Annotated in this window: 21 protein-coding genes and 1 tRNA gene; 11 read left to right on the top strand and 11 right to left on the bottom strand. The window is 61.6% G+C overall.

Going from position 1 to position 21,752, the window contains the following annotated elements:
• Positions 1-88: 88 nt before the first annotated feature.
• The 8 genes from AB5Y80_RS01980 to AB5Y80_RS01945 form a co-directional block, all read right to left on the bottom strand.
• Positions 89-937, bottom strand: a complete 849-nt coding sequence (locus AB5Y80_RS01980; RefSeq protein WP_039039670.1) for an HDOD domain-containing protein — start codon at positions 935-937, stop codon at positions 89-91.
• Between the two features lie 69 nt (positions 938-1,006).
• Complete coding sequence (locus tag AB5Y80_RS01975; protein ID WP_368172463.1) at positions 1,007-1,426, bottom strand: META domain-containing protein; 420 nt, start codon at positions 1,424-1,426, stop codon at positions 1,007-1,009.
• Between the two features lie 178 nt (positions 1,427-1,604).
• A complete protein-coding gene (gene yegD / locus AB5Y80_RS01970) occupies positions 1,605-2,966 on the bottom strand; it encodes a molecular chaperone (RefSeq protein ID WP_042878606.1) in 1,362 nt (453 codons plus the stop codon).
• A 104-nt stretch (positions 2,967-3,070) separates the two neighbouring features.
• Complete coding sequence (locus tag AB5Y80_RS01965) at positions 3,071-4,060, bottom strand: 2-hydroxyacid dehydrogenase (protein WP_042878605.1); 990 nt, start codon at positions 4,058-4,060, stop codon at positions 3,071-3,073.
• A 77-nt stretch (positions 4,061-4,137) separates the two neighbouring features.
• Positions 4,138-4,617, bottom strand: a complete 480-nt coding sequence (locus AB5Y80_RS01960; protein WP_041214236.1) for a CreA family protein — start codon at positions 4,615-4,617, stop codon at positions 4,138-4,140.
• A gap of 21 nt (positions 4,618-4,638) precedes the next feature.
• Positions 4,639-5,085 carry a DUF962 domain-containing protein gene (locus AB5Y80_RS01955; protein ID WP_041214237.1) on the bottom strand — a complete coding sequence of 149 codons (447 nt, stop codon included), beginning with the start codon at positions 5,083-5,085 and terminating at the stop codon, positions 4,639-4,641.
• Positions 5,086-5,322: 237 nt separating this feature from the next.
• A complete protein-coding gene (locus tag AB5Y80_RS01950; RefSeq protein WP_010676062.1) occupies positions 5,323-6,183 on the bottom strand; it encodes a hypothetical protein in 861 nt (286 codons plus the stop codon).
• Between the two features lie 156 nt (positions 6,184-6,339).
• Entirely contained in the window at positions 6,340-6,726 is a 387-nt protein-coding gene (locus AB5Y80_RS01945; RefSeq protein WP_010676061.1) for a TraR/DksA C4-type zinc finger protein, read from the bottom strand.
• 462 nt (positions 6,727-7,188) lie between these two features.
• On the opposite strand from AB5Y80_RS01945, the gene AB5Y80_RS01940 reads away from it, so the two are divergent.
• From AB5Y80_RS01940 to AB5Y80_RS01900, 9 genes are all read left to right on the top strand, one after another.
• Positions 7,189-8,520, top strand: a complete 1,332-nt coding sequence (locus AB5Y80_RS01940) for a glutamine synthetase family protein (RefSeq protein WP_010676060.1) — start codon at positions 7,189-7,191, stop codon at positions 8,518-8,520.
• Positions 8,521-8,810: 290 nt separating this feature from the next.
• The gene (locus AB5Y80_RS01935) at positions 8,811-10,172 is read left to right on the top strand and encodes an aspartate aminotransferase family protein (RefSeq protein WP_010676059.1); all 1,362 of its coding nucleotides are present in this window, start codon (positions 8,811-8,813) and stop codon (positions 10,170-10,172) included.
• A 54-nt stretch (positions 10,173-10,226) separates the two neighbouring features.
• On the top strand, positions 10,227-11,324 hold the full coding sequence (locus tag AB5Y80_RS01930; RefSeq protein WP_039039663.1) for a polyamine ABC transporter substrate-binding protein: 1,098 nt from the start codon (positions 10,227-10,229) through the stop codon (positions 11,322-11,324).
• Between the two features lie 117 nt (positions 11,325-11,441).
• On the top strand, positions 11,442-12,527 hold the full coding sequence (locus tag AB5Y80_RS01925; RefSeq protein ID WP_201890749.1) for a polyamine ABC transporter substrate-binding protein: 1,086 nt from the start codon (positions 11,442-11,444) through the stop codon (positions 12,525-12,527).
• Between the two features lie 76 nt (positions 12,528-12,603).
• On the top strand, positions 12,604-13,758 hold the full coding sequence (gene potA / locus AB5Y80_RS01920) for a polyamine ABC transporter ATP-binding protein (protein ID WP_010676056.1): 1,155 nt from the start codon (positions 12,604-12,606) through the stop codon (positions 13,756-13,758).
• Positions 13,755-14,660: an ABC transporter permease subunit gene (locus tag AB5Y80_RS01915; protein ID WP_010676055.1), complete on the top strand. Its 906-nt coding sequence runs from the start codon at positions 13,755-13,757 to the stop codon at positions 14,658-14,660. Before potA ends, AB5Y80_RS01915 begins: the two co-directional genes overlap by 4 nt.
• A complete protein-coding gene (locus AB5Y80_RS01910) occupies positions 14,657-15,499 on the top strand; it encodes an ABC transporter permease subunit (protein ID WP_104452119.1) in 843 nt (280 codons plus the stop codon). The genes AB5Y80_RS01915 and AB5Y80_RS01910 overlap by 4 nt, the downstream gene beginning before the upstream one ends.
• A gap of 48 nt (positions 15,500-15,547) precedes the next feature.
• Positions 15,548-16,273, top strand: a complete 726-nt coding sequence (locus AB5Y80_RS01905) for an MOSC domain-containing protein (RefSeq protein ID WP_368172462.1) — start codon at positions 15,548-15,550, stop codon at positions 16,271-16,273.
• A 140-nt stretch (positions 16,274-16,413) separates the two neighbouring features.
• A tRNA-Pro gene (locus AB5Y80_RS01900) sits at positions 16,414-16,490 on the top strand.
• A gap of 238 nt (positions 16,491-16,728) precedes the next feature.
• Here the strand turns inward: AB5Y80_RS01900 and AB5Y80_RS01895 are convergent.
• A complete protein-coding gene (locus AB5Y80_RS01895; RefSeq protein ID WP_010676052.1) occupies positions 16,729-17,256 on the bottom strand; it encodes a hypothetical protein in 528 nt (175 codons plus the stop codon).
• A gap of 123 nt (positions 17,257-17,379) precedes the next feature.
• The gene (locus AB5Y80_RS01890; protein ID WP_039039661.1) at positions 17,380-17,844 is read right to left on the bottom strand and encodes a thioesterase family protein; all 465 of its coding nucleotides are present in this window, start codon (positions 17,842-17,844) and stop codon (positions 17,380-17,382) included.
• Positions 17,845-17,975: 131 nt separating this feature from the next.
• On the opposite strand from AB5Y80_RS01890, the gene recQ reads away from it, so the two are divergent.
• Positions 17,976-19,811, top strand: coding sequence for an ATP-dependent DNA helicase RecQ (gene recQ, locus AB5Y80_RS01885; RefSeq protein WP_039039660.1), 1,836 nt, complete (start codon positions 17,976-17,978; stop codon positions 19,809-19,811).
• A gap of 99 nt (positions 19,812-19,910) precedes the next feature.
• On the opposite strand, the gene AB5Y80_RS01880 is transcribed toward recQ, so the two are convergent.
• On the bottom strand, positions 19,911-20,213 hold the full coding sequence (locus AB5Y80_RS01880; protein WP_041211966.1) for a cytochrome c: 303 nt from the start codon (positions 20,211-20,213) through the stop codon (positions 19,911-19,913).
• Positions 20,214-20,317: 104 nt separating this feature from the next.
• On the opposite strand from AB5Y80_RS01880, the gene AB5Y80_RS01875 reads away from it, so the two are divergent.
• Positions 20,318-21,745 (top strand): YdiU family protein, encoded by a 1,428-nt coding sequence (locus AB5Y80_RS01875; protein ID WP_368172461.1) that lies wholly within the window; start codon positions 20,318-20,320, stop codon positions 21,743-21,745.
• Positions 21,746-21,752: the final 7 nt, after the last annotated feature.

The following is a 21,752-nucleotide window of genomic DNA, read 5'->3' as shown; positions in this document are numbered from 1 at the left end:
CAGGGCGTTGCCCTGTTCGTGCAGCTGTTCGAGCTGATCCGCCAGAATGAGACGGGGATCCGGCTCCTGCTGATCGGCCGTTGTGCATCTACTGGGTCAGCAAATCGGCCAGGGCGTTGCCCTGTTCGTGCAGCTGCTCCAGCTGATCCGCCAGGCTGGCGGGATCCAGCCCCAGCTGGTCGGCCAGGGTTCTGGGGAAACGGGCGATGATGGCCTGTGCCGGTACGCCGGCCTGCCAGGCGAAGGAGACGAAGACGGCGAGCCGGATGAGCACGGCCTCCTTGCTGACCGGATCGTGGGAGAGGGGGTCGAGCTGCTGGGCGATGGCATCCACGAAGGCGGGCGACAGGTTCCAGCGCCGCGCCAGCTCTGCGCCGAGCTGGGCATAGTCGTAACCCAGCATCTCCCGCTGGGCATCGACCCGGCTGCTGCCTTTCTCGATGGCCAGATTGATGAGCCCCGCCTCTTCCGGCAGGGTGCTCTGGATCAGCAGCTCGCCGATGTTGTGAATGAGGGCGCAGGTGAAGGCGGTCTCGGGATCCACCGAGGTGGTCTGCTGTGCCAGGGTGCGGGCAATGGTGGCGACCTGGAAGGTCTGGGTCCAGAAGTGGAGCTTGTCAAAGCCGGGGGGGGCCTTGAAGCTGCTGATGATGCCGGAGGCGACCACCACGGAGCGCAGGCGGTTGAAACCGAGGCGGATCACCGCCTGTTCGATGGAGGTGATTTCATTGCCACGGCGCAGGGCGGCGGAGTTGGCCATCCGCAGTACCTTGACGCTGATCACCTGGTCCATGGCGATCTTGGCCGCGATCTCGTCGATGCGGGCATTCTCGTCGTTGAAACTCTGCATCAGCTCGTGCAGCAGTTTCGGAATTGTGGGCAGTTGCTTGATCTTGCCAAACAGGCGATCCATCGACATGGCTGAGGCAGCCTCCATTGCTAACAATGCCTCATATTGTGCCACAGCCTGGCCAGTTGTTCCTGCTGGCGAGCGGTTTTGTGAGCCCTAGTACACCCAGTCTTGCAGTCTGTATTCCAAACGGTGCCGTTTTCCCTGGAGGATCAGGGTCCGGGTGGAACCGCTCAGTGTGGCCCCCTCCGTCAGGGTGGCGAGCACGGCCTGCTCTATCAGATCGAGTTCGGGGGGGCAGGCCATGGCGGTGCTGCCGAGGCTGGTGACCCAGAGCTTGTTCCCCTTGAGGTGACCCTGGCCGAAGTAGCGGTTGCAACCGGCGATGCCGTTGACGGTGAAGTGCTCACCGATCTCGATGTCGGGGGGATTGCTGCGGCGGCTGGCGATGGCCTGGCCATCCAGCCGATCGAGCACCCAGTGATGGTGTTGCAGATCTTGCGAGGCAAAGCGGGGAGCACTGCTGCAGGCGCTGAGCAGAAGCAGGGCGAGCAGCAGTAGCAGGTATCTGGGCATTGAAGGGGCTCCGGTGGTGGGTATGACAAGCATACCCGTCCCCGGGCCCGGGCGGCAGGGCGAGGGGGGAGGAGCCCGACCGCTTCTGTCGCCCCGGGGGAAGAGGGGGTGTCGGCAAATGGCAACACCCGCCCCGAGCGAACCTGTCTACCGGTTGCCCATGGCTCCCCTGGCCGTCTCAGTCCGCAAACAGGCGCTCGGCATAGCGGGCGAGGCCCGAGGCCACCGAACCGAAGTCATCACCCCCCTCCAGCGGTACCTTGGGCAGTTTCTGCTGGATGAAGGCCTTGATGAGGGGGGAGCGGGCACTGCCGCCGGTGACGAAGACCCGGTCAGGCTGCACGCCTGCCGCCAGGATAGCCTCGTCCATCAGCTCGCCAATCTTCTCCAGCAAGGGGGCGGAAGCACTGGCCAGCTGGGGGCGGGTGAGTGCCGCCTCCAGCCCTTTTTCCAGCTCGTTCAGGGTCTGGTGATTGTGCTCGTGGTCGGAGAGGGCGATCTTGCCCTGCTCGGCGCGCCACACCAGTTGATGGCTCAGCTTGTGGGCCCGCAGGCTGGCGAGGCGCGGGAGCTTGCTGCCGGGCTGGCTGTCGAGCTGGAGATCCTGCAACTGGCGGGCGGTATCCAGGCTGTAGAAACGGCTCTGGGCACTGACGTCATTGATGGCGGCGGCGTCCCAGAACAGGGGATGGGGCAGCGGCTTGCCGGTCTTGAGGGTCTCGTGCATGCCGAGCAGCGGCATCATGCCCTCCACGGTCAGGCGGATGTCGAAGTCGTTGCCCCCGATGCGCTGGCCGCTGTGACCGAGCAGGTCGCCGCTGCGATCCAGCTGGTCACGGTGGCTCGGGCCCATGCGCAGCACGGAGCAGTCGGTGGTCCCGCCCCCGATGTCCACCACCAGCACCACCGCATCCTCGGTGAGGCGCGCTTCGAACTCGAAGCCGGCGGCCACCGGCTCATAGAGGAACTCCACCCGCTCGAACCCGGCGAGGCGTGCCGCCTCGCTCAGGATGGCGATGGCCTGGCGGTTGCTCTCTTCCCCCGCCAGTCCCTGGAAGTTGACCGGTCGGCCGATCACCGCCTGGCGGATGGTGCTGCCCGTCTGTTGCTCCGCCTCCCGGCGCACGTGCAGCATCATGGCGCAGACGATGTCCTCGAACAGGGCGATCTGGGGAGCCTTGAGGCCATAGGCCCCGAGAAAGGATTTGGGGGACTTGATGTAGTAGCCCTCGTCCGGCTCTTCCAGATAGCGCGCCAGCGCCGCACCGCCGAAGCTCAGCTCGTCGATGAGTCCCTCTTCGCGCATCTGGCGGCGCACCGCTTGTGCCCGGGTCACCACGGGACCGCGCAGCTTGAGGTATTCGCTCTGCTGGACGGGGGCCAGGCCTTCGGCCAGGAGGCCGGCGATGGCGTCCCGGTGGGGGGCGTGCAGGGTGGAGGGAAGGTAATGGGAACCGGAGAGGGTCAGCAGCCTGGGGCTGCCCTGTTCCATCACGGCGACGGCACAGTTGGAGGTACCGTAATCAAATCCGATGAACATGCTGGCCAGACTCCTGTACAAAAAAGGGCTGGTAGCCTACCCGATGCCGCCGGGTCTCACAACCCGGCGGCGGGATCAATGGCGTGGCGACAACGCCTCAGGGATCACTCCACTTCGTTGTCAGAGCGGCCCTGGCTCTCGATGGCCTGGATGTTGCTGAGGGTGGTGTCGGCGATGGCGTGCAGCGCCTCCCGGGTCAGGAAGGCCTGGTGACCGGTGAACAGCACGTTGTGGCAGGCAGACAGGCGGCGGAAGACGTCGTCGGTGATCACCTCGTTGGACTTGTCCTCGAAGAAGAGGTCTTCCTCCTCCTCGTAGACGTCCAGCCCCAGGGCGCCGATGCGGGAGGTCTTGAGGGCCTCGATGGCGGCGTTGGAGTCGAGCAGGCCGCCCCGGCTGGTGTTGATGATCATCACCCCGTCCTTCATCTTGGCGAAGGCCTCCTTGTTCAGCAGGTGATAGTTCTCCTTGAACAGGGGGCAGTGCAGGCTGATGACATCGGACTGACGGAATAGGGTGTCGAGATCCACGTACTCGGCGCCCAGATCGATGGCCGCCTGGTTCGGATAGGGATCGCTCACCAGCAGGCGCATGCCGAACCCCTTGAGGATGCGCAAGGTGGCGATGCCGATCTTGCCGGTGCCTATGATGCCGGCGGTGCGGCCATGCATGTTGAAGCCGACCAGCCCCTCCAGGGAGAAGTTGGCGTCCCGGGTGCGCTGATACGCCTTATGGATGCGGCGGTTGAGGGTCATCATCAGGCCCACCGCATGTTCGGCAACGGCCTCGGGGGAGTAGGCAGGCACCCGCACCACCTTGAGTCCCAGCTCCTTGGCGGCGGCCAGATCCACGTTGTTGTAACCGGCGCAGCGCAGGGCGATGACCCTGGTGCCGTACTGCGCCAGCTCGGTCAGCACTTCGCGGTCGGCATCATCGTTGACGAACAGGCAGACCACGGGGAAGCCGTGGGCGAGACGGGCCGTCTTGGCCTCCAGCCGCACGTCGAAGAACTCCAGATCGAAACCGTACTGGGCGTTGGCCTGGTGGAAATGTTCCTTGTCGTAGCTCTTGGTACTGAAAACGGCGACTCTCATGGTGCGCTCTCCGTAGATAATGATGTGGTTAAATTACAACAAATAGTGACCGGCATCACGAGATAAGTGGCGCTGTTTCAACCCCAGGGCATGATGGGAACGGCACTCACCGCACTCTTGTACGAACCATCCACCAACTTGGTGCTGTAGGTCAGATAGACAAGGGCATTGCGCTTCTCGTCGTAAAAACGCACCACCTTCTGCTCCTTGAACACCAGCGAGGTGCTGACATCAAACACCTCTTCCCCCGCCTTCAGCTTGGCGGGAAGGGTGATGGGGCCGATCTGGTGGCATGAGAGGGAGGCGTGGGAGGGATCTTCCGCCAGCCCAAGGCCACCCTTGACGCCGCCGGTCTTGGGGCGGGCCAGATAGCAGGCGACACCGGCGATTTTCGGGTCGTCGAACGCCTCCACCAGGATCTTGTGGTTGGGTCCGAGCAGCTTGAAAGCGGTGCTCACCTCGCCGACGGGATCGGCCTTGTCGGCCAGCACCGGGCCGGCCATCAGTGCCCCCAGCAGCAGGGGCAGGGTGCGAGCAAGGGTCTGAAGATGTCTCATGGTCTCTCCTGTTGGCCTCCCTCAGAAAGGGATGCCCAAACGACGATAGAGGCTGGCCAGCACCCAGGCGGGGCCTACCAGCAGAAATTGCAGGTCGGTGAGAAAGGAGGGGCGTTTCCCCTCGATGTGGTGACCGACGAACTGGGCTATCCAGAACAGCACGAACCCGATGAGGGCAGGCCACAGCAGCGGCCCCTGCCAGACGTGGCAGAAGGCCAGTCCCAGGGCGGTCAGGGCCGTCATCCCCGTAAAGATCGTCAACGACAGCCGCAGGTAGAAGACCAGCACCGGGATGGCCACCAGCCCCGCCCAGTTGAAGGACGCTGGCAGGGGACCGGCGGGCAGGCACCAGAGCAGTGCCAGGATGCAGAGGTAAATGCCTGGCACCGCCACCTTGTGGATGGCCACATTGACGGGGTGTTGATGGCTCTGGCCATAGTCGCGAAACCAGTCATCCAGTCGTTTCATGGCACCTCCCTGGTGCGCGTATTGAGGCCGGGCGACCTCGCGTTCCTGTGCGTCTGCGGCGGGCTGCGCCTACCGGATGGGATGACCCGCGGCTGATCACGCTCCCGGCGGCGGATATTCCCAACGCCGGAGACCCTGTCCGTTCACGCTCGCAGCGGTGGATATTCCCAACGTCGGAGACCGTGTCCGCTCATGCTCGCAGCGGTGGATATTCTCAACGCCGGATATCGTGCCCATTTACTCCTGAGACGGTGGATATTCCCAATATTGGGCCGGAATGCTTTTGAGCAAGGGGGTCATGTCGGGATTGGGCAGGGCGATGGTGACTCTCTGCTCCAGATTGGCGCTGGCCAGGGCCTCGCGGATCTTGGGGTTCTCCCGAAAGAACGCCATGAAGCTACCGTCGGCATAGGCACGCTCGAGGCCGGTCTGGATCGCCTTGGCCAGCTTCGGCGACTCCGGGCTGACGAAGAAGAACTCGGCGAAGGGGTAGCGGATCAGCAGGTGCTGATCGATCACCAGGTTGGGATATTGTGCCGCCAGCTCGCTGCGTTCGGCGAAGATTTCCACCAGACCACGGGGGAAGAAGTCCAGCTTGTCGCCGTCATTCATCAGGCGAAACAGGTTGCTGTAGCGCCCGGCATAGGTGGGAATGCCTGCCAGTTCCAGGATCTTGTTGTCGGCCCAGCCCACCCCCTGGGCGGCTTTCAGTTTCTTGAGGTCTGCCAGGGTGTTGATCTGGTTGAACCGCTCCTGGGCATCGGCGTGGATGAAGGAGAGGCGCAGCCCTTCCAGGCCACGAAACAGCGGGATTGGCACTGCGGTGAGGGAGGATTCCAGCGCGCTGGAGGTACCCATCCAGAACACATTGATGACCTTGCCCTTGGCAAGCGCCTGCTGGAGGCTGTACTGGTTGAGATTGAGGTCGACCCGCTCCAGCTTGTAGGGCTGCCCGGCGTGGTTGAGCGCCAGTTCCAGCAGCTTGAGCTGGTATTCGTTGTCGAGATCGTTGATCGGTCGGCTGGGGACCTTGACGGTGAGCGTCTGTGCTTGTGCCAGCAATGGCAGGCACAAGCACAGCCTGATGAGCCATTTCACGCTTTGATCTCCTGTAGGATCCGGGACTTGCCCGGAGTCTAACAGAAGTTGTCACGCTCTTGCTGTGAAAGGGGCCGGGGATCACCCGGCCGCGTCATCTTCGGGCATGGCCTGCCCTGTGCCCGGCTCGTACCGAGGCCGGGCTTGTTCGCCGCATCAGGCGACGCGACGGAACACGTGAGTGTCGTTGAATTCCTTGGTGCTCTGGCATTCAACACAGAAGCGGGACTCGGGACGGGCCTGCAGCCGCTTGAGAGAGATCTCGTCGCCACAGGATTCGCAATAGCCGAAATCCCCTTCATTGATCCGCTTCAACGCCCCTTTCAGCTTGCGCAGGTGCAACTTGTCGTGCTCGATGCGGTTCAGCTCCAGGCGACGGGCCTCCTCGACACTGGCACGGTCAATTTCATCCGCCATCTCGTTGGTATCGGTGGCGATAGCCTGGCTGGCCTGGGAGTTGAGACGTTCTTCGAGCTCAAGGATTTGTCGCTCGATCTGGCCTTTGTAGAAGGTCAGTTGGTCTTCTGTCATGAAATCACACATACGGTTTGCTACCAGTCAGTTTCCCAATGTTACCCATTGATGGGGGCTGTCTGTCGTCAGACCAAGCCCTTGTATCCCGTTTTGCACCAAATCCATGCAGGAGAGTGCAAATCAGGGCGGGCCTTGTACCAAAAAAACGCAGACATGCAAAGGAAATTGGATAAGGAGTGTGCGCCCTTGCAAAGAAATGGGCCTTCTCCGACAGGGTCTGACTGAGTATCGAACGAGATCCCGCCGCCGTTGGCATCGAGCTTGCAGTGGGCTGATCGTGACACAAAGTGTTTAGTATTTGGTGCCGCGCTGGTCATTATACAGGCCGTTGTTTATAGTTTTTTAAACACCGCTGCTTGACAAAGGCCTTTATCACGGGCTTTTATGGTGTGGTCGATTACATTTTCTTAACAAGGGTGTTCCTTATATTAGACACCCTTGACAATGGCAACCGTAAAGTCGGGGTTTAACATGGACAGTATCAAGGGCTGGATGGAGAGCAATCGCATCACGGAAGTGGAGTGCCTGTTTCCGGATTTCACCGGCAATGCCCGAGGCAAGATCATTCCAGCCAACAAGTTTCTGCGCGAGGGGGGCATGCGGCTGCCCGAGGTCATCTTCACCCAGACGGTGACTGGCGAGTACCCGGATGACGACAGCATGATAGACCCGCTGGAGCGGGACATGCAGCTCTATCCCGATCCCAACACCATTCGTTTCGTACCCTGGGCGCTGGAGCCCACCGCCCAGGTGATCCACGACTGCTTTGACGTCAACGGCAAGCTCATCGACATCGCTCCCCGCTCCGTGCTGCGCCGGGTTCTGTCATTCTACGAGAAGCAGGGCTGGAAGCCGGTGGTGGCGCCGGAGCTGGAGTTCTACCTGGTGACCCGCAACGAAGATCCCGACTATCCGCTGGTACCGCCGGTGGGCCGCAACGGCCGCCCGGAAACGGCCCGCCAGTCGTTCAGCATCGATGCGGTGAACGAATTCGACCCCATCTTCGAGGACATGTACGACTACTGCGAGGCCCAGGAGCTGGAGGTGGACACCCTGATCCATGAATCCGGCGCCGCCCAGATGGAGATCAACTTCCTGCACGGGGACGCCATCGATCTCGCCGACCAGGTGTTTCTGTTCAAGCGCACCATGCGCGAGGCCGCCCATCGTCACGGCATCTATGCCACCTTCATGGCCAAGCCCATGAGCAACGAACCGGGTTCCGCCATGCACATCCACCAGAGCCTGGAAGACATGGATGGCAACAACCTGTTTGGTACCAGCGAAGGGGGCAACTCCGATCTGTTCATGCATTTCATCGCCGGCCTGCAGAAATACACCCCGGCAGTGACCGCCCTGCTGGCGCCGAACGTCAACTCCTACCGCCGCCTCACCTTTGGCGAGAGTGCGCCGCGCAACGTGCAGTGGGGGGTGGAAAACCGCACCTGCGGCCTGCGGGTACCCTTCTCCGAACCGAGCGCACGCCGGGTCGAGAACCGCTTCGCCGGGGCCGATGCCAACCCGTATCTGGCCCTGGCCGCCACCCTGGCCTGCGGCTACCTCGGCATGCTGGAGAAGCTGGAACCCATGCAGGAGATGAAGGCGAGTGCCTATGACCTACCCTACAGCCTGCCCCGCTCGCTGGAGGAATCGCTGAGCCACCTGGAGCAGTGTGAACCCATCAAGGACATGCTGGGGGAGCGCTTCATCCGCGCCTTCGTGGCCGTCAAACGCAAGGAGTACGAGACCTACTTCGGCGTGATCAGCCGCTGGGAACGGGAATTCCTGCTGCTGAACGTCTGATCTGTCCCCGGGGGAGGCGAGGCCTCTCCCCGTCATATCGCAAGCAAGGGGCCGAAGGCCCGCCTCGCGGCGGCGCCCGCGACCCGGAAGGCACCGAGTAAAGGTGAGGCCCGCTCCCGCAATGGAGAGGGGGTCACCTGCAATCAACTGGCGACGATGTTCGCCCCATGGAAAGGCATCGAGCAGGCAAGAGAGTGCCAGCCCCGTGAATGGCAGTGACCGGGCCGGCCATCCGTGCCCTCATGAATGGCGACAAGATTCGCCGAATCGAAGGAACCGAGGAGCAAGCAATGCAGCACACCACCCGTGAGTGGCAGCAACTGGAAGCCAGCCATCATCTGCATCCGTTTACCGATTTTCAGGCCCTGAACAAGAAGGGCAGTCGCATCATCACCAAGGCCGAAGGCGTCTATCTGGAAGACTCCGAAGGCAAGCGCATTCTGGACGGGATGGCGGGCCTGTGGTGCGTCAACATGGGCTACGGCCGTCAGGAGCTGGTGGATGCCGCCACTCGCCAGATGCAGCAGTTGCCCTACTACAACCTCTTCTTCCAGACCAGCCACCCCCCTGCTGCCGAGCTGGCCACCCTGCTGGCCGAGATCACCCCTTCCCACCTCAACCACGTCTTCTTCACCGGTTCGGGTTCCGAGTGCAACGACACCGTGCTGCGCATGGTGCGTCACTACTGGGCCAGCAAGGGACAACCTGACAAGCAGGTGATCATCAGCCGTCACAACGCCTATCACGGCTCCACCGTGGCGGGGGCCAGTCTGGGCGGCATGAAGGGGATGCACGCCCAGGGCGGCTTGCCCATTCCCGGCATAGTACACATCGACCAGCCCTATCACTTCGGTGAGGGAGAGGGCATGAGCGCCCACGAGTTCGGTCTGGCCCGGGCCCGCCAGCTGGAAGAGAAGATCCTGGCACTGGGGGTGGACAAGGTAGCCGCCTTCATCGGCGAGCCTATCCAGGGTGCGGGGGGGGTCATCATTCCGCCCGAGAGCTACTGGCCCGAGATCCAGCGCATCTGCGACCAGTACGGCATCCTGCTCATCGCCGACGAGGTGATCTGCGGTTTCGGCCGCACCGGCCACTGGTTTGCCAGTGAAGGTTTTGGCATCAAACCGGACCTCATGTGCCTGGCCAAGGGCATCACCTCGGGCTATTTGCCGATGGGCGCCGTGATGGTGGGGGACAGGGTAGCCAGGGTGCTGGTGGAAGAGGGGGGGGAGTTCAATCATGGCTTCACCTATTCCGGTCATCCGGTCGCCTGCGCCGTGGCCATTGCCAACATCCAGCTTATGCAAAGGGAGAGCATAGTTAAGCGAGTTCATGATAGTATCGGCCCCTATTTGCAGCGCCGCTGGGCTGAGCTGGCGGACCATCCGCTGGTGGGGGAAACCCGTGGAAAAGGCCTGGTCGCCGCGCTGGAAATAGTGCAGGACAAGCAGACGAAACGTCGCTTCCCGGCCGAGCTCCATGCCGGGATGACCTGTCGGGAGTTCTGTTTTAACAATGGCTTGGTGATGAGGGCTGTCGGCGATACCATGATCATATCGCCCCCCTTGGTGATCACCGAGGAACAGGTGGATGAATTGGTCAAACTGGCCAGGCTCAGTCTGGACCTGACGGCTGCAAAGCTGCGGGAATAGGCGGGAACCGGGCAGGTTGGCTTACGCATACAATTTGCTTAGGAGACAAGGACTATGTCTTTTAAAAAGGGAATGATGGCTGCTTCCGTGGCGCTGGTCATGATGAGTACCGGGGCGATGGCCGACGAGAAGGTGCTGCACGTCTACAACTGGAGCGACTATATCGCGCCGGATACGCTGGAAAACTTCCAGAAGGAGACGGGCATCAAGGTGGTCTACGACGTGTTCGACAGCAATGAAGTGCTGGAAGCCAAGTTGCTGGCAGGCAAGTCGGGCTATGACATCGTCGTACCGTCCAACCCCTTCCTGGCCAAGCAGATCAAGGCAGGTGTCTTCCAGAAGCTGGACAAGTCCAAACTCTCCAACTGGCAGAACCTGGACGTCGACCTGCTCAAGGCGCTCGAACCGAGCGATCCGGGCAACCAATACTCCATCCCTTACCTGTGGGGCACCATCGGCTATGCCTACAACGCCGAGAAGGTGAAGGCCGTGCTGGGGGCCGATGCCCCGGTGGACTCCTGGGATCTGGTGTTCAAGCCGGAGAACATGGCCAAGCTGAAGGAGTGCGGTGTCTCCTTCCTCGACTCGCCGACCGAAATGCTGCCGGCCGCCCTGCAATACCTGGGCTTCAAGCCGGACAGCCAGAAGCCGGACGAGCTGAAGAAGGCAGAGGAGCTGTTCCTCTCCATCCGTCCCTATACCGCCTATTTCCACTCCTCCAAGTACATTTCGGATCTGGCCAACGGCAACCTGTGCGTGGCAGTGGGTTACTCTGGTGACCTGCAGCAGTCCAAGGCGCGTGCCGCCGAGGCCAAGAACGGTGTCAGCCTGACTTACACCATTCCGAAAGAGGGGGCGGGCAGCTTCTTCGACATGATCGCCATCCCGGCGGATGCCAAGAACGTCGAGGCGGCCCACACCTTTATCAATTACCTGATGAAGCCGGACGTGATCGCGAACATCACCAACGTGGTGCAGTTCCCGAACGGCAACAAGGCGGCCACGCCGCTGGTGGACGAGGCGATCCGTACCGACCCGGGTATCTACCCGACGCCGGATACCCTCAAGAAGATCTACACCTTCCCGGATCTGCCGGCCAAGGTGCAGCGTCTGATGACCCGCAGCTGGACCAAGATCAAGTCAGGCAAGTAAGAGTGACGAGTACCCCTCCCGGTCCGCAGTTCGGCCGGGAGGGTGGTGACCACCCGACAGGTTGGACGGCGCGTATGGATGCGCGACTGGCAAAATCACACAAATGAGGACTGATAAGTGCACATGACCAAGATGGCAACGCTGGCCCTGACCCTGGGGTTTGCAAATCTGACCCAGGCAGCCCCTGTGGTTCATTTTTACAACTGGTCCGATTATATCGGCGAGACCACCCTCAGTGACTTTCAGCAGAAGACCGGGATCAAGACCGTCTACGACGTGTTTGACTCCAACGAGACGCTGGAAGGCAAGCTGCTGACCGGACGCACCGGCTACGATCTGGTCGTGCCCTCCAACAATTTCCTGGCCAAGCAGATCAAGGCGGGGGCCTTCCAGAAGCTGGACCTCACCCTGCTGCCAAACCTGAGCAACCTGGACCCCTTGCTGCTCAAGCAGCTCGAGAAGGTGGATCCGGGCCATCAGTACGCCGTGCCCTACCTCTGGGGCACCAACGGCATCGGTTACAACGTCGACAAGATCAAGGAAGTGCTGGGTGTCGACAAGATTGACTCCTGGGCGACCATCTTCGAGCCGGAAAACATGAAGAAGCTCTCCCAGTGCGGCGTGGCCTTCCTCGATTCGGCGGACGAGATGATCCCGGCTGCCCTCAACTACCTGGGGCTCAACCCCAACAGCCATGAGCCGGCGGATATCAAGCGGGCCGAAGAGCAGCTGCTCAAGGTGCGCCCCTATGTGGCCTACTTCCACTCCTCCAAGTACATCGGTGACCTCGCCAACGGCAACATCTGCGTGGCGGCGGGTTTCTCCGGCGACATCCTGCAGGCGGCGTCCCGGGCCGAGGAGGCGGGCAAGGGGATCAATATTGCCTACAGCATCCCCAAGGAGGGTGGCAATCTCTGGTTCGACATGATGGCGATCCCGGCCGATGCCACCAACGTGAAAGAGGCTCACGCCCTGATCAACTACATTCTCGAACCGCAGGTCATCGCCAAGGTGAGCGACTATGTGGGTTACGCGAACCCGAACATCAAGGCGGGAGAGTTCATGGACAAGGCCGTTCGCGAGGACGAGTCAGTCTATCCCCCCCAGGCGGTGCTTGAGCGTCTGTATGTGCAGGAAGCACATCCCCGCTCGGTGCAGCGCCTGATCACCCGGAGTTGGACCAAGATCAAATCCGGAACCTAACCTTGGCGCCCATCCCGGGGCGCCAGATTGTATTGATGGATCGGCCCAGGCCGGAATCACCTTTGGGAGTTTGGTAATGGCGATAGCCTCCAGTGCCTACAAGAAAGCCCTCGAGGGCAGCCAGCAGCGTAAAGAAGTGCTGGTCAAAATAGACAGGGTAAGCAAGCAGTTCGACGAAACGCTGGCGGTCGACAACGTGTCTCTCAACATCCACAAGGGCGAGATTTTCGCCCTGCTGGGTGGGTCCGGCTCCGGCAAGTCCACCTTGCTGCGGATGCTGGCCGGGTTCGAGCGACCCACGGAAGGACGGCTGTTCCTCGACGGCGTCGACATTACCGACATGCCGCCCTATGAACGCCCCATCAACATGATGTTCCAGTCCTACGCCCTGTTCCCCCACATGACAGTGGCCCAGAACATCGCCTTCGGCCTCAAGCAGGATGGCCTGCCCAAGGCGGAGATTGATGCCCGGGTGGAAGAGATGCTCAAGCTGGTGCAGATGACCCAGTACGCCCGCCGCAAGCCGCACCAGCTCTCCGGTGGTCAGCGTCAGCGGGTGGCCCTGGCCCGTTCCCTGGCCAAGCGTCCCAAGCTGCTGTTGCTGGACGAGCCCATGGGGGCGCTCGACAAGAAGCTGCGCTCCACCATGCAGCTCGAGCTGGTCGAGATCATCGAGCGGGTCGGCGTGACCTGCGTCATGGTGACCCACGATCAGGAAGAAGCCATGACCATGGCCGAGCGGATCGCCATCATGCACCTCGGTTGCATCGAGCAGATCGGCAGCCCGATGGACATCTACGAAACCCCGGCCAGCCGGCTGGTGTGCGAGTTCATCGGCAACGTCAACCTGTTTGACGGCCTGCTGGTGGAGGATGAGCAGGACCACGCCATCATCGCCTGTGCGGATCTGGAGCAGCCCATCTATGTGGGTCACGGCATCAGCTCCCGGGCGGAGAACAAGAAGGTCACCTATGCCCTGCGTCCGGAAAAACTGCTGATGAGCCTGCAAAAGCCGGAAGAGATCGAGCATCCGGACTTCAACTGGACCAAGGGCGAGGTTTATGACATCGCCTATCTGGGCGGCCATTCCGTGTATCACATCCAGTTGCCCTCGGGCAAAATCGTTCAGGCTTTCATCGCCAATGCCGAACGCCACGGCAAACGGCCGACCTGGGATGACCAGGTGTTCCTCTACTGGGAAGATGACAGCGGCGTGGTGCTGCAATCATGAAGGCATTGAGACGACTCAAACAGGTGGGAGGGCGGCAGCTGGTCATCGGCATCCCCTTCTTCTGGCTGTTCCTCTTCTTCCTGCTGCCCTTCATCATCGTCGTGAAGATCAGCTTCGCCGAAGCGGACGTGGCCATCCCCCCCTATACGGACGTGGTGAGCTGGGCAGACAATCAGCTCACCATACTGCTCAACCTGGGCAACTACCTGCTGCTGCAGGAGGATGAGCTCTACATCGCGGCTTATCTGGGGTCCCTCAAGATAGCCCTAGTCAGTACCCTGCTCTGCCTGTTGATCGGTTATCCCATGGCTTACGCCATTTCGCGGGCCAACAAGGAGACCCAGACCGTTCTGCTGCTGCTCATCATGATGCCGACCTGGACGGCGATCCTGATCCGGGTATACGCCTGGATGGGGATCCTCAGCAACAACGGCCTGCTCAACAGCGTCCTGCTGGGCATCGGGGTGATCGACGAACCGCTGCAGATCCTCAATACCAACCTGGCGGTCTATATCGGCATCGTTTACTCCTACCTGCCGTTCATGGTGCTGCCGCTCTACGCCAACTTGGTCAAGCACGACCAGAGCCTGCTGGAGGCGGCCTCCGACCTGGGTGCCCGCAACCTGACCCGGTTCTGGCAGATCACGGTGCCACTCTCCAAGAACGGCATCATCGCCGGTTGCATGCTGGTCTTCATCCCGGTGGTGGGCGAGTTCGTCATTCCCGAGATGCTGGGTGGTCCGGAGACCCTGATGATCGGGAAGGTGTTGTGGCAGGAGTTCTTCAACAACCGTGACTGGCCGGTGGCCTCCGCCCTGGCGGTGGTGATGCTGGCGGTGCTGATCATTCCCATCATCCTGTTCAACCGCAACCAGGCCAAAGAGCTGGAGGGCAAGGCATGAGACGTTTCGGTTTTGCCAAGCTGATGCTGTGGCTGGGTCTGCTGTTCATCTACCTGCCCATGATCATCATGGTCATCTACTCCTTCAACGCCTCCAAGCTGGTGACGGTGTGGGGAGGCTGGTCGCTCAAGTGGTACTTCGGCCTGCTCGACAACAAACAGTTGATCGGGTCCGTGTTCCGCTCCCTGGAGATCGCCTTCTACACCGCCATCGCGGCGGTGGCGCTGGGGACGTTGGCGGCCTTCGTGCTGACCCGGATCCCTCACTTCCGTGGCCGGACCCTGTTCGGTGGCATGGTGACGGCGCCGCTGGTGATGCCCGAGGTGATCACCGGTCTCTCCCTGCTGCTGCTGTTCGTGGCCATGGCCCAGCTGGTGGGTTGGCCCGCGGAGCGGGGCATGCTGACCATCTGGATAGCACATACCACCTTCTGTACCGCCTATGTGGCAATCGTGGTGTCGGCGCGGTTGCGGGAGCTGGATCTCTCCATCGAGGAGGCGGCCATGGACCTGGGAGCCAAGCCCTGGAAGGTGTTCTTCCTGATCACCATCCCGATGATCGCCCCGTCGCTGGCGGCGGGTGGCATGATGTCGTTTGCCCTGTCGCTGGATGATCTGGTGCTGGCGAGCTTCGTCTCCGGCCCGGGTTCGACCACCTTGCCAATGGAAGTGTTCTCGGCGGTGCGTCTCGGCGTGAAGCCCGAGATCAACGCCATCGCGAGTCTGATCCTGCTGTCGGTATCCCTGTTCACCTTCGGTAGCTGGTATCTGATGGCCCGGGCGGAGAAACGCCGTCGCGCCGAGATCGCCATGACCACCCAGATGCAGGCAGTTGCCTGACCTGCCCCGTGATAAGATCCGCATTCCCCCATCCGTCAGGAGAATGGAATGCGGATCTCCCTCTTCATCGGCCAGAGCGCCGAACTGAACCCAGAGCAGGCCCCCGGCCTCATCAGTGCCATCCACAAGCAGCCTGCCGACGCCCCTCTGTGGTGCGATTTCCTCGGCCTTCGCGGGGATGAGCAGAGCGACAGACGCCATCATGGCGGCCCGGATCGGGCCCTGCACCATTACCCTGCGGAGCACTACGCCTGGTGGAAGACTTGGCAAACCGCGCTGGGGCTGCCTGTACCACGCACACCTTGGCAGCCTGCTGCCTTTGGCGAGAATCTCTCTGGTCTGGGGCTGACCGAGGCGCAGGTCTGCATCGGCGATGTCTATCGACTTGGAGAGGCGCTGATCCAGATAAGCCAGCCCAGATCCCCCTGTTTCAAGCTCAACCAGCGCTTTGGCTATGGCCAGCTCTCCCAGGTGATGCAGTTGAGTGGCCGCTGTGGCTGGCTGCTGCGGGTGCTGGAAGAGGGAAGGGTGGATCCGCAGGGGGAGCTGACACTGGTGGACAGACCCTACCCTGAGCTGACGGTGAAGCGCACCGCCGACATCCTGTTCAACCAGGCTCGCAACGAGGAAGACCTGCAACTGCTGCTGGAGAACCCGGCGCTCTCTCCCAATTGGCGCCAGCATGCGGCTCATTGGCTGGAACATGGAGTGGTGGCGGATTGGAGCCGGCGTTTGCTGGGGCCGACCGAGTTCAGGTTGTCTCGACAGGGCTGAAGGCAGGCGGAAAGATGCCTTGTGGCGATTTTTTCTGTGACTCGCTGAATTATTGAGCGTAAAGCCATTTTTTTAGAGTGAATGCAAAAAAAGGCTTGTGTCGGGTCGGGGCTTTCGGTAAATTCTCGCCCCGCAGACATCGGTGTGTAGCGCAGCTTGGTAGCGCACTTCGTTCGGGACGAAGGGGTCGGAGGTTCGAATCCTCTCACACCGACCACATTTGAAAAGGCCGCTCAATGAGCGGCCTTTTCGCATTTGGTCTGTTGAAGAAAAGCTGACATTTCCATTGTCGATTGCTGCAGCTGCTGCTCCGATCTTCCTCATTTGCCCAACTAAAAGGGCCACCGCTCGGTGGCCCCACTGGTGGAGTCTGATCCTGACTCCGGCACTCTAGATTGTGACAATCTCGTTGTGGGTCTTGTCGATGGTGCCCTCCTTGCGCCCCAGGCGCTCATTCAGATATGCCAGTGTTGATGCCGCAATGCCTTGAAACCGTGTTGGGTTTGCAGGGCCGCATGCTTGGGGTACTCACTAATGAAATGTGCTATTCCCTCCATCAGTTGTGAACGCAGCGAAGACACGGGCTCATGCCAGGCTTGCAGGCAGAGATGACCAGGGATCAGCTGCTCTCGATACGCTTCCAGCAGTGATTCCGGCCAGGGCTCGATATGGGAATCGTGACGCAGTAAATAGTGGGCGGCGGGTTCACGGGCATAGATGAACTGAACTTGGGCCAGGTCGCGTTGGCTTAGCGTTTGGCTGCCGATATGGCAAGTCAGATATTTTCCCGTCTTCAGATTCAGGAAGTGACCGCGTTGCCGACAGGCAATGATGCGATACCAGGGCAGGGGTGAACAGAGAGAATACCCCTCCAGCTCCTGTTCCAACCAGTGACGGCACTCTGGGGTCTGCACTTCTTCGCGCATGGCCTCAAGTCGTGTCAGCAAGGCTCTGGATGGTTGGGTAGCCAGTATCGCGCTCATCGTCTGCAATCCTCCCTCTGCACAGAATCCCGACTTTCAGTATGGACCCTGAGCGGAGGAGGGGGTAAGAATTCTAATGATTAAAATCAGCTTAGAAGCGCACTTTTTATGCAATAAAAACCATTAGCCGACGAGGTAGGTCCCCGTGCCGAAGGCGATGTGAGTGCCCTCTTCGTTGTGCAGCTCCATGCGGGCGACCGCTACCTTGCTGCCTGCCCGGATGATGTGGGCGGTGGCGATGAACTCGTTGCCGCGACCGGGACGAAGATAGTCCACCCGCAGATCGATGGTGCCAAGCCGCGAGAAGCGCTCCTTGAGATAGCTGGGGGAGAAGTCCTCCAGCTCGTCGATGCAGGAGGCTGCGACTATCATGCCGCCCGCCACGTCGAGCAGGCTGGCGGTGACGCCGCCGTGCAGTATGTTGTGGAAAGGGTTGCCGATGAGCTTCTGTTCCATCTTGATGCGCAGCTCCACTTTATCGAAGTCGTAGTGGGTGACTTGCATGCCGATCAGCTTGTTGAAGGGCATCTTTTCGGCGAACAGGTTGGCTATGCCACTGAGCGCCATCTTCTTGAGCATCTGTTTCATTCCTTGAGTCCGCCCTGTCATCAAAGCCGAGTAAAAACTCCAGCCAGTCTGCAACACTTCCTTAACACTCGCAATGGCAGGTTTATTGTGGGCGGCGGCTGCTTTAGAATGGCGACCCCAAAGGAGAGCCCATGACCGTCATTGCCGAAACCCTGCCTGACCCTCAGCCAGAGAATCCCCTTGCCTTGTTGCAGGCGGTGTTTGGCTATCAGCAGTTTCGGCCGGGCCAGCTCGAGATCATCGAGCAGATAGTGGCAGGGCGCGATGCCCTGGTGCTCAAACCCACCGGCGGCGGCAAGTCGCTTTGCTACCAGATCCCGGCGCTGCTGCGACCCGGGCTCGGGGTGGTGGTCTCCCCCCTCATCTCGCTGATGAAGGATCAGGTCGACACCCTGCGTGCCAACGGCGTGGCGGCGGTCTACATCAACTCGGCCCTGAGCCGGGAGGAGATGATCCAGAACTTTGCCGCCATGCGCCGAGGCGAGATCAAGCTGGTTTATGTGTCCCCCGAGCGTTTGCTGCAGCACGAGTTCATGGACCGGTTGGCGGAGCTGCCCCTCGGCCTGTTCGCCATCGACGAGGCGCACTGCGTCTCCCAGTGGGGGCACGATTTTCGGCCGGAATATGCGGCGCTGGGACGGCTCAAGCAGTGGTTCCCCCAGGTGCCCGTGGTGGCGCTCACCGCCACCGCCGACGAGGCGACCCGCAGCGACATGCTGCACCGGCTGGAACTGAACGATCCCTTCATCCACACCGCCAGCTTCGATCGGCCCAATATCCGCTACAGCCTGGTGGAGAAGTTCAAGGCGGCGGAGCAGCTGCTGCGCTACGTGCAGAGCCAGAAGGGCAACTGCGGCATCGTCTACTGCTCCAGCCGCAACCGGGTGGAGGAGGTGGCCGAGCGGCTATCCCGTCACGGCTGCAAGGCGGCACCCTATCACGCCGGTCTGCCGCTGGAGCTGCGTCAGCAGACCCAGGAGGCCTTCCTCAAGGATGACATCGAGATCGTGGTGGCGACGGTGGCGTTCGGCATGGGCATCGACAAGCCCAACGTGCGCTTCGTGGTGCACTACGACATCCCGAAGAACATCGAATCCTACTATCAGGAAACCGGCCGCGCCGGGCGTGACGGCACTCCCGCGGAGGCGCTGCTGCTCTACGATCCCGCCGACATCGGTCGGGTGCGCCGGCTGCTCGACAACATCGAAAACCCCCAGCAGTTGCAGGTGGAGCAGTACAAGCTCAACGTGATGGCGGCCTTCGCCGAGGCGCAGACCTGCCGCCGTCAGGTGCTGCTCAACTACTTCGGCGAGTACAACGACAAGCCGTGCGGCAACTGCGACATCTGCCTCGATCCGCCCCAGAGTTATGACGGCACCGAAGACGCCCAGAAGGCGCTCTCCTGTGTCTGGCGGGTGGGACAGAATTTCGGGGTGGGTTATGTGGTGGAGGTGCTGCGCGGATCGCTGAACCAGCGCATCAAGGATCACGGTCACGACAAGCTGTCGACCTACGGCATCGGCAAGGATCAGAGCCACGAATACTGGATGAGCGTCATCCGCCAGCTGATCCACAAGGGGTTGCTGACCCAGAACATCACCCGCAATCTGGTGTTGCAGCTGACCGAAGCGGCTCGACCCGTGCTGCGTGGCGAGATGAAGCTGGAACTGGCAGTCCCCCGCCTGCAGCCCATCTCCAGCCGCAAGGAGAAGCGCAACGGGCTGCTCGACAACGCCAACTACGACAAGCGGCTGTTCAAGGAGCTGCGCGCCCTGCGCAAGCAGATCGCCGAGGATGAAGAGGTGCCGCCTTATGTGGTGTTCAACGATGCGACTCTGGTGGAGATGGCGCAGCTCATGCCGATGACCGAGGAGGAAATGCTGGCGGTCAACGGTGTCGGTCACCGCAAGCTGGAGCGCTTCGGTGAGGCCTTTATGGACCTGATCATCGACTACTGCCGCCGGTAGGGTCGGCCCTGGTAGACCTTGTCATCGACCGCAGCAGGCCCAGGCCGGTAGGCTGGCACAACAAACAGTGGAAAGGCGCCCGTTGGTCGGCGCCATGCATTATTTGAGGTTGGCGTAATAGGCCGCCAGATTCTCCATGTCCGCCTCGGTCAGCATCGCCATGAAGGGAACCATCAGTGGCTCGGTACGGGAACCCTCCTTGAACGCCTTCATCTGCTTGAGCAAATAGGCCTGGTTCTGGCCCGCGAGGTGGGGGTAGGTCGGGACGCTCGCCTTGCCATCCGCGCCATGACAGGCGGCACAGACCACGGATTTGGCCTTGCCTGCGTCTATGTCGGCCGCCTTGGCCTGATGGCCCCAGGCAAGCGCCAGCAGGGGCAGGGTATAGACCCACTTTTGCATCGTCTTCTCCTTGAAATGAATAATCGTGATCGCCTGTTAGCCTCGACGAGCCGACGGCGGTATAAAGAGTGACACGAGCATACGCAGGGACAACCCCCATCACCATGAAGTTGATCAACACTTTTGCCACCGAACTCCCCTGGGCTTGCGAGCCTGTTGCCCCGCAGCCGCTGCATGGCCCCAGATTGCTGCATCTGAACCGTGCGCTGCTTGGTGAGCTGGGGCTCGGGGAGGTGAGCGAGGCGCAGTGGCTCGCCTGTTGCGGCCAGGGGCAGCCTCTGCCGGGCATGCAGCCGGTGGCCCAGGTCTATGCGGGCCACCAGTTCGGCGGTTACAGCCCGCGCCTCGGGGATGGCCGCGCCCTGCTGCTGGGGGAGCAGCTGGCGCCGGATGGCAGCCGCTGGGACCTGCACCTCAAAGGGGCGGGCAAGACGCCATTCTCCCGCTTCGGCGACGGCCGTGCCGTGCTGCGATCCAGCATTCGCGAGTACCTGGCTTCCGAGGCGCTGCATGCCCTCGGCATTCTCACCACCCGGGCTCTGGTGCTGCTGGGCAGTGACGAGCCTGTCTACCGGGAGCAGGTGGAGAGCGGGGCGACCGTGCTGCGCACCGCGCCGAGCCATCTGCGCTTCGGTCACTTCGAGTATTTCGCCTGGAGCGGGCAGGGGGAAAAGATCCCGGCCCTCATCGACTATGCGCGGCGTTACCACTTCCCCGAGCTGGCCGATGGCGCCGAGCTGTTTGCCGAAGTAGTGCGCCGCACCGCGCGGCTCATCGCCAAGTGGCAGGCGGCGGGGTTCTGTCACGGGGTGATGAACACCGACAACATGTCCCTGCTCGGGCTGACCCTGGATTACGGCCCCTACGGTTTCATCGACGCCTATGTGCCGGACTTCGTCTGCAACCACTCGGATCCGGATGGTCGCTATGCGCTGGATCAGCAGCCTGCGGTCGGATACTGGAACCTGCAGAAGCTGGCACAGGCGCTGGCCGGCCATGTGGATGGCGACGCGCTCGCGTCGGCCCTGGCCCAGTACGAGCACCAGCTGATGTTGCACTACTCCGAGCTGATGCGCGCCAAGCTGGGGCTGGCGGTGTGGGAAGAGGAGGATCCGGCGCTGTTCCGCGAGTTGTTCCGGCTGCTGGCGGCGCACAAGGTGGATTACCACCTCTTCCTGCGCCGTCTCGGTGAGGTGACGCGAGAGGGAGCGTGGCCCGCCAGCCTGCTGGCCCTGCTGCCCGATCCTGCCGTCTGGCAGGGGTGGTTTGAGGCCTATCGGGCGCGCCTCGCCCGGGAAGGGAGCGTGGATGGCGTGCGCAAGGGGCAGATGGACGCAGTCAATCCCAAGTATGTGCTGCGCAACGCCCTGGCCCAGCAGGTGATCGAGGCGGCAGAACAGGGCGACATGGCGCCGTTCGAGCGGCTGTTTGCGGCCCTGCAGCATCCCTATGATGAGCAACCGGAATACGAGGATCTCGCCACTCCGCATCCGGGCTGGTATTGCGGGGGCGAGCTCTCGTGCAGCAGTTGAGGAGCAA

This window comes from Aeromonas sp. R2-1 (genome assembly GCF_040908425.1).
Taxonomy (GTDB): Bacteria; Pseudomonadota; Gammaproteobacteria; order Enterobacterales; family Aeromonadaceae; genus Aeromonas; species Aeromonas caviae.
This window is presented reverse-complemented; position numbering and strand designations above follow the sequence as displayed.

Bases quoted from the DNA above. Each gene is read 5' to 3' on its own strand.
- AB5Y80_RS01980 (WP_039039670.1), bottom strand. From the start codon at position 937: ATGGAGGCTGCCTCAGCCATGTCGATGGATCGCCTGTTTGGCAAGATC.
- AB5Y80_RS01975 (WP_368172463.1), bottom strand. From the start codon at position 1,426: ATGCCCAGATACCTGCTACTGCTGCTCGCCCTGCTTCTGCTCAGCGCC.
- yegD (WP_042878606.1), bottom strand. From the start codon at position 2,966: ATGTTCATCGGATTTGATTACGGTACCTCCAACTGTGCCGTCGCCGTG.
- AB5Y80_RS01965 (WP_042878605.1), bottom strand. From the start codon at position 4,060: ATGAGAGTCGCCGTTTTCAGTACCAAGAGCTACGACAAGGAACATTTC.
- AB5Y80_RS01960 (WP_041214236.1), bottom strand. From the start codon at position 4,617: ATGAGACATCTTCAGACCCTTGCTCGCACCCTGCCCCTGCTGCTGGGG.
- AB5Y80_RS01955 (WP_041214237.1), bottom strand. From the start codon at position 5,085: ATGAAACGACTGGATGACTGGTTTCGCGACTATGGCCAGAGCCATCAA.
- AB5Y80_RS01945 (WP_010676061.1), bottom strand. From the start codon at position 6,726: ATGTGTGATTTCATGACAGAAGACCAACTGACCTTCTACAAAGGCCAG.
- AB5Y80_RS01940 (WP_010676060.1), top strand. From the start codon at position 7,189: ATGGACAGTATCAAGGGCTGGATGGAGAGCAATCGCATCACGGAAGTG.
- AB5Y80_RS01935 (WP_010676059.1), top strand. From the start codon at position 8,811: ATGCAGCACACCACCCGTGAGTGGCAGCAACTGGAAGCCAGCCATCAT.
- AB5Y80_RS01930 (WP_039039663.1), top strand. From the start codon at position 10,227: ATGTCTTTTAAAAAGGGAATGATGGCTGCTTCCGTGGCGCTGGTCATG.
- potA (WP_010676056.1), top strand. From the start codon at position 12,604: ATGGCGATAGCCTCCAGTGCCTACAAGAAAGCCCTCGAGGGCAGCCAG.
- AB5Y80_RS01915 (WP_010676055.1), top strand. From the start codon at position 13,755: ATGAAGGCATTGAGACGACTCAAACAGGTGGGAGGGCGGCAGCTGGTC.
- AB5Y80_RS01910 (WP_104452119.1), top strand. From the start codon at position 14,657: ATGAGACGTTTCGGTTTTGCCAAGCTGATGCTGTGGCTGGGTCTGCTG.
- AB5Y80_RS01905 (WP_368172462.1), top strand. From the start codon at position 15,548: ATGCGGATCTCCCTCTTCATCGGCCAGAGCGCCGAACTGAACCCAGAG.
- AB5Y80_RS01895 (WP_010676052.1), bottom strand. From the start codon at position 17,256: ATGAGCGCGATACTGGCTACCCAACCATCCAGAGCCTTGCTGACACGA.
- AB5Y80_RS01890 (WP_039039661.1), bottom strand. From the start codon at position 17,844: ATGAAACAGATGCTCAAGAAGATGGCGCTCAGTGGCATAGCCAACCTG.
- recQ (WP_039039660.1), top strand. From the start codon at position 17,976: ATGACCGTCATTGCCGAAACCCTGCCTGACCCTCAGCCAGAGAATCCC.
- AB5Y80_RS01880 (WP_041211966.1), bottom strand. From the start codon at position 20,213: ATGCAAAAGTGGGTCTATACCCTGCCCCTGCTGGCGCTTGCCTGGGGC.
- AB5Y80_RS01875 (WP_368172461.1), top strand. From the start codon at position 20,318: ATGAAGTTGATCAACACTTTTGCCACCGAACTCCCCTGGGCTTGCGAG.